This is a genomic window from Streptomyces sp. NPDC006265, from assembly GCF_040613555.1.
Lineage (GTDB): Bacteria > Actinomycetota > Actinomycetes > Streptomycetales > Streptomycetaceae > Streptomyces.
Genome location: NZ_JBEXSH010000571.1, coordinates 1 through 5847, shown reverse-complemented (window position 1 = coordinate 5847; position 5847 = coordinate 1). Strand labels below are relative to the sequence as shown.

At 73.8% G+C, this 5847-nt stretch carries 6 protein-coding genes; all 6 read left to right on the top strand.

All coding sequences use genetic code 11. The features are described 5' to 3' along the window. Positions 1-824, top strand: an 824-nt coding sequence (locus ABZ281_RS34110; RefSeq protein WP_356661845.1) for an SCO3242 family prenyltransferase, incomplete at its 5' end; no start/stop codon positions are given. A gap of 101 nt (positions 825-925) precedes the next feature. Next, positions 926-1918 (top strand): sugar phosphate isomerase/epimerase family protein, encoded by a 993-nt coding sequence (locus ABZ281_RS34105; protein WP_356661847.1) that lies wholly within the window; start codon positions 926-928, stop codon positions 1916-1918. Further along, positions 1915-2760, top strand: coding sequence for an EboA domain-containing protein (locus ABZ281_RS34100; RefSeq protein WP_356661843.1), 846 nt, complete (start codon positions 1915-1917; stop codon positions 2758-2760). The genes ABZ281_RS34105 and ABZ281_RS34100 overlap by 4 nt, the downstream gene beginning before the upstream one ends. Further along, positions 2760-3671, top strand: a complete 912-nt coding sequence (locus ABZ281_RS34095; protein WP_356661841.1) for a TatD family hydrolase — start codon at positions 2760-2762, stop codon at positions 3669-3671. The genes ABZ281_RS34100 and ABZ281_RS34095 overlap by 1 nt, the downstream gene beginning before the upstream one ends. A gap of 3 nt (positions 3672-3674) precedes the next feature. After that, positions 3675-4844, top strand: a complete 1170-nt coding sequence (gene eboE, locus ABZ281_RS34090) for a metabolite traffic protein EboE (RefSeq protein WP_356661839.1) — start codon at positions 3675-3677, stop codon at positions 4842-4844. Continuing rightward, positions 4841-5847, top strand: a 1007-nt coding sequence (locus tag ABZ281_RS34085; protein ID WP_356661837.1) for an alkaline phosphatase family protein, incomplete at its 3' end; no start/stop codon positions are given. The genes eboE and ABZ281_RS34085, both read left to right, overlap by 4 nt.

The following is a 5847-nucleotide window of genomic DNA, read 5'->3' as shown; positions in this document are numbered from 1 at the left end:
AGGCCGGCATGGCCCTCAACGACTGGGCCGACCGCGACGTGGACGCCGTCGAACGCCCGCACCGCCCCCTGCCCTCCGGCCGCATCCGGCCGGCCGCCGCCCTCACGGCGGCCTGCGCCCTCACCGGCGCCGGACTGGCCCTGGCCGCCGGGGCGGGCCGCCCTGCCGTAGCCGTCGCCGCACCCCTCGCGGCGACCGTCTGGGCGTACGACCTCGGCCTGAAACACACACCCGCCGGGCCCGTGGCCATGGGCGCGGCACGCGGCCTCGACCTGCTCCTGGGAGCCGCGGCCACGAGTGGCAGCACCCGCCCGGCCCTGCCCTCCGCCGCCCTCCTCGGCACCCACACCCTTGCCGTCACCACGGTCTCCCGCCAGGAGGCCCAGGGCGGCTCATCCCTGCCACCCCTGGCCGCCCTCGCGACGACGGCCTTGCTGACCCGACTGGTGACGCGTCACTCTGCCGGAGCGACGGGAGGCAGCGGGCAGCCCATCGTCCCCGGACCGACGCGAGGCCGGTGGCAGGTGGCCCTCTTTGGGCCGGCTGGTCCCCGAGGGGTCCTGCAGCAGGGACAGGAGTCCGGAGCGCTGCTCACCACCGTCCTCGGGGCCGCCTACGCAGTGACGACCGCCCGCCCCTACTTCCACGCCACCCTGAATCCCTCACCCCCTCTCACCCAACGCGCCGTCGGCTCCGGCATCCGTGCCACGATCCCCCTCCAGGCCGCCCTCACGGCCCGCTCCCGGGGCACGGTCACGGCACTCCTCATCGCCGCACTCGCCCCTCTCGGAGCCCGGTTCGCGAAGAGGGTGAGCGTCACATGAGCGCCGAAGCCCGGGCCTCCGATTCCCGAGCAGCCTCCGAAAGCCGTGCGGGGGCGTCGGGTGCACCCAGCCCCCGGGCCTCGGCTGTCTCGCCCGGCGCCATCGCCCGGGCCGCCGCCTCGCCCCACACCACCGGCACCCCTCCCGGTGCCGTCCCTCCCCTCCGCTTCGGCTACGGCACCAACGGTCTCGCCGATCTCCGGCTCGAGGACGCCCTCTCCCTCCTCGCCGACCTCGGGTACGACGGCGTCGGACTGACCCTCGACCACATGCACCTCGACCCGCTCGCGCCCGACCTCGCCGCCCGCACAAGTCGGGTCGCGCACCGGCTGGACGCGCTCGGGCTGGGCGTCACCATCGAGACGGGCGCCCGCTACGTCCTCGACCCGCGCCGCAAGCACGGACCGTCCCTGCTGGACCCGCACCCGGACGACCGAGCCCGCCGCGCCGACCTCCTCGTCCGGGCCGTCCGGGTCGCCGCCGACCTCGGCGCCCACGCGGTGCATTGCTTCAGCGGTGTCGTCCCCGAGGGGACCGACACGGACACGGCGTTGAAACGCCTCGCCGAGACCCTGACCCCCGTCCTGGACGCCGCCGCCTTTGCGGGCATCCCACTGGCCGTCGAACCGGAGCCGGGCCACCTCCTCGCCACCCTGGCCGACTTCCACCGGCTCCGCAGCGCCCTCGGCGACCCCGAACTCCTCGGACTCACCCTGGACATCGGCCACTGCCAGTGCCTCGAGCCCCTTTCCCCCGCCGACTGCGTGCGCGCCGCCGGCCCCTGGTTGCGGCACGTCCAGATCGAGGACATGCGGCGCGGCGTCCACGAGCACCTCCCCTTCGGGGACGGGGAGATCGACTTCCCACCCGTCCTGGCGGCCCTCGCCGCCACCGGCTACCAGGGGCTGACCGTCGTCGAACTGCCCCGCCACTCCCACGCCGGCCCGCACTTCGCCGCGCACTCCCTCCCGTTTCTCCGCCACGCCGAGCGGACCGCGGCCACCGCGCCGCCTGCTTCCGCTCCGGCCCTCCCGCATGCCGCGCCACCCCACGGCGCTCCCTCCGCCACCCCTGAGGGGAGCAGCACCAGATGACCCGTCCCCGCGCCACACCAGCGGCGAGAACCGAGAAGACCCAGAACACCCAGAGCGCCCAGGACTTGAAGGACACCGACCGGAGCACCCGGGGCGCCCAGGACCCCAAGGACACCGACCGGAGCACCCAGGACCCGGGCGTTGCCCGCACCCGCACCCCGACCCGCCTCCCCAACCGGGACACCGCCCTCACTCCTTCGCTCGCCGACCTCCACGACCACCTCGCCACCCACCTCGACCCGGCAGCCCGCACCTGGCTCGACCACGCCCTGGACGAGGCCGCCGGCCACCCCGGCATCCACGGGCCCATCTCCGTATGGGAGCTGCGTCTCGCCGAAGCCGGGCGGCGCTGCGGTGCCGCGCACGCCGACGCCGCACGCGTCCTCATCCTGGACGCGGCCCGCGCCGGCACCGACGCCCTGACCCGGGTCTACTTCCAGGGCACCGCCGACGAGCGCCGGGCCGTGCTGCACGCCCTGCCGCACCTGGTGTCCGGACCGGGCGCGCTCCCCCTGATCGAGGATGCCCTGCGCACCAACGACACCCGGCTCCTCAGCGCCGCCGTCGGCCCCTACGCCGCGCGGCACCTGGCCGCCCACGCCTGGCGTCACGCCGTGCTGAAGTGCCTGTTCACCGGCGTGCCGGTCGACCACGTGGCGGCGCTGTCCCGACGCGCCGCCGGCGACGGCGAACTCGCCCGGATGCTGGGCGACCACGCCGCCGAACGCACCGCCGCCGGCCGTACGGTCCCCGAGGATCTGCACCGCGTCCTGGAGCTGACCGAGTCCGAGTCCGTCACCCCGGCCCCTGTCACGGACCACCCCCACGGCAAGGAGTCCTGATGCGCATCTTCGACCCCCACATCCACATGACGTCCCGGACCACCGACGACTACGAGGCCATGTACGCCGCCGGTGTCCGCGCCGTCGTCGAGCCGTCCTTCTGGCTCGGCCAGCCGCGCACCTCGCCCGCCTCCTTCCGCGACTACTTCGACGCCCTCCTCGGCTGGGAGCCCTTCCGCGCCGCCCAGTACGGCATCGCCCACCACTGCACGATCGCCCTCAACCCCAAGGAGGCCAACGACCCGCGCTGTCTGCCCGTCCTCGACGAGCTGCCCCGGTATCTCGTCAAGGACAATGTCGTGGCGGTGGGGGAGATCGGCTACGACTCCATGACTCCGGCCGAGGACACCGCCCTCGCCGCGCAGCTCCAGCTCGCCGCCGACCACGGCCTGCCCGCCCTCGTGCACACCCCGCACCGCGACAAACTCGCCGGACTGCGCCGCACCCTCGACGTCGTCCGCGAGTCCGCACTGGCCCCGGAGCGCGTCCTGGTCGACCATCTCAACGAGACCACCGTCAAGGAGGCCAGGGGCAGCGGCTGCTGGCTCGGCTTCTCCGTCTATCCCGACACCAAGATGGACGAGGAACGCACGGTCGCGCTCCTGCGCGCCTACGGCACCGAGCAGGTCCTGGTGAACTCCGCCGCCGACTGGGGAAGGAGCGATCCCCTCAAGACCCGCAAGGTCGGCGACCTCATGCTGGCCGAGGGCTTCGACGAGGACGACGTCGACCAGGTGCTGTGGCGCAACCCCGTCGCCTTCTACGGGCTCAGCGGCCGTCTGAACCTCGACGTCGCGGGGACGGAGGCCACCCACGAGGGCAACTCCGTCCTCCGCGGCGCCCCGAAGGATCGGCACGAGCCGGACCCCGCCCGTCGCTCCTCGGCTCGCGTCCCCGCCGTGGAGGAGTGAACCATGCGCTTCCGCCACCCCGACGGCACCACCGTCCACCTCGCCTACTGCACCAACGTCCACCCCGCCGAGACGCTCGACGGGGTCCTCGCCCAGCTTCGCGACCACTGCGAACCCGTCCGCCGCCGCCTCGGCCGCGACCGGCTCGGTATCGGTCTGTGGCTCGCCAGGGACGCCGCTCACGCCCTGGTCACCGACCCCTCGGCGCTGCGCGGCCTGCGCACCGAACTCGACCGGCGCGGCCTCGAGGTCGTCACCCTCAACGGCTTCCCCTATGAGGGCTTCGGCGCCGAGGAGGTCAAGTACCGCGTCTACAAGCCGGACTGGGCCGACCCGGAACGCCTCGACCACACCACCGCCCTGGCGCGCGTCCTCGCCGGGCTCCTCCCCGACGACGTCACCGACGGGACCATCTCCACCCTGCCCCTCGCCTGGCGCACCGCCTGCGACGACGGGCGCGCGCAGACCGCCCGCACCGCGTTGCGGACCCTCGCCGAACGCCTCGACGCCCTCGAAGAGCTGACCGGCCGCTCCATCCGCGTCGGCCTGGAACCGGAACCCGGCTGCGTCGTCGAGACGACCCACGATGCCATCGCCCCGCTCACCGCGATCGGCCACGACCGCGTCGGCATCTGCCTCGACACCTGCCACCTCGCCACCTCCTTCGAAGACCCCCACACCGCCCTGGACGCGCTCACCGCAGCCGGCGTGCCCGTCGTCAAGTCCCAGCTCTCCGCCGCCCTGCACGCCGAACACCCGCATCTCCCCGAGGTGCGCGAGGCCCTCGCCGCCTTCGCCGAACCCCGCTTCCTGCACCAGACCCGGACCGCCACCGCAGCCGGCCTGCGTGCCACCGACGACCTCGACGAGGCCCTCGCCGGACACGCCCTGCCCGACGCCTCACCCTGGCGCTCCCACTTCCACGTCCCCCTGCACGCCGCTCCCGCCGCGCCCCTCACCTCCACCCTCCCGGTCCTGAAATCCGTACTGACCCGGCTCGTGGGCGGCCCGGCCCCGCTCACACGCCACCTGGAGGTCGAGACCTACACCTGGCAGGCACTCCCGTCCGAGCTGCGTCCCAAGGGCCGCACCCAGCTCGCCGAGGGCATCGCCGCCGAACTCACCCTCGCCCGCGACCTGCTGACCGACCTCGGCCTGAAGGAGCTGCCATGAGCACCGGCTCCCATGAGCGCCCCGACCCGGCCGTCCCGCTCCCGGCCGCCACGGCCCGCCCCACCCCGCTCCTCGTCCTCGACGTCGTCGGCCTCACCCCCCGTCTCCTCGACCACATGCCCCACCTCAAGGCGCTCGGCCGGTCCGGCTCCCGCGCCCCGCTCGGCACCGTCCTGCCCGCCGTCACCTGCGCCGCCCAGTCCACGTTCCTCACCGGCACCATGCCCTCGGAGCACGGCATCGTCGGCAACGGCTGGTACTTCCGCGAGCTCGGCGACGTCCTGCTGTGGCGCCAGCACAACGGGCTCGTGGCCGGCGACAAGCTCTGGGACGCCGCCCGCCGCGCCCACCCCGGCTACACCGTCGCGAACATCTGCTGGTGGTACGCCATGGGCGCCGACACCGACATCACCGTCACACCCCGTCCGGTCTACTACGCCGACGGTCGCAAGGAACCCGACTGCTACACCCGGCCGGTCGCACTCCACGACGAACTCACCGAGAAACTCGGCACGTTCCCCCTGTTCCACTTCTGGGGCCCCGGAGCCGACCTCGTCTCCAGCCGGTGGATCATCGACGCGACCCGCCACATCATCCGCACCCGGCACCCCGACCTGACGCTCTGCTACCTCCCTCATCTCGACTACGACCTGCAGCGCTTCGGCCCCGACGACCCGCGCTCCCTGAAAGCGGCGACCGACCTGGATGCCGCCCTGGCCCCGCTGCTGGACGACGCCCGCGCCGAGCGCCGTACCGTCGTCGCGCTGTCCGAGTACGGCATCACTCGTGTGAACCGGCACGTCGACATCAACCGCGCCCTGCGCCGCGCAGGCCTGCTCGAGGTGCACACGCAGGACGGCATGGAGTACCTCGACCCGATGGCCTCCCGGGCCTTCGCGGTCGCCGACCAGCGGGCCGCCACCGACGGCGTCATCCGCTCCGGGCGCACCAGCCTGGACCTGTCCGCCATCACCGGCGAGTCCATGCCCGTCGAGGCGGGCGT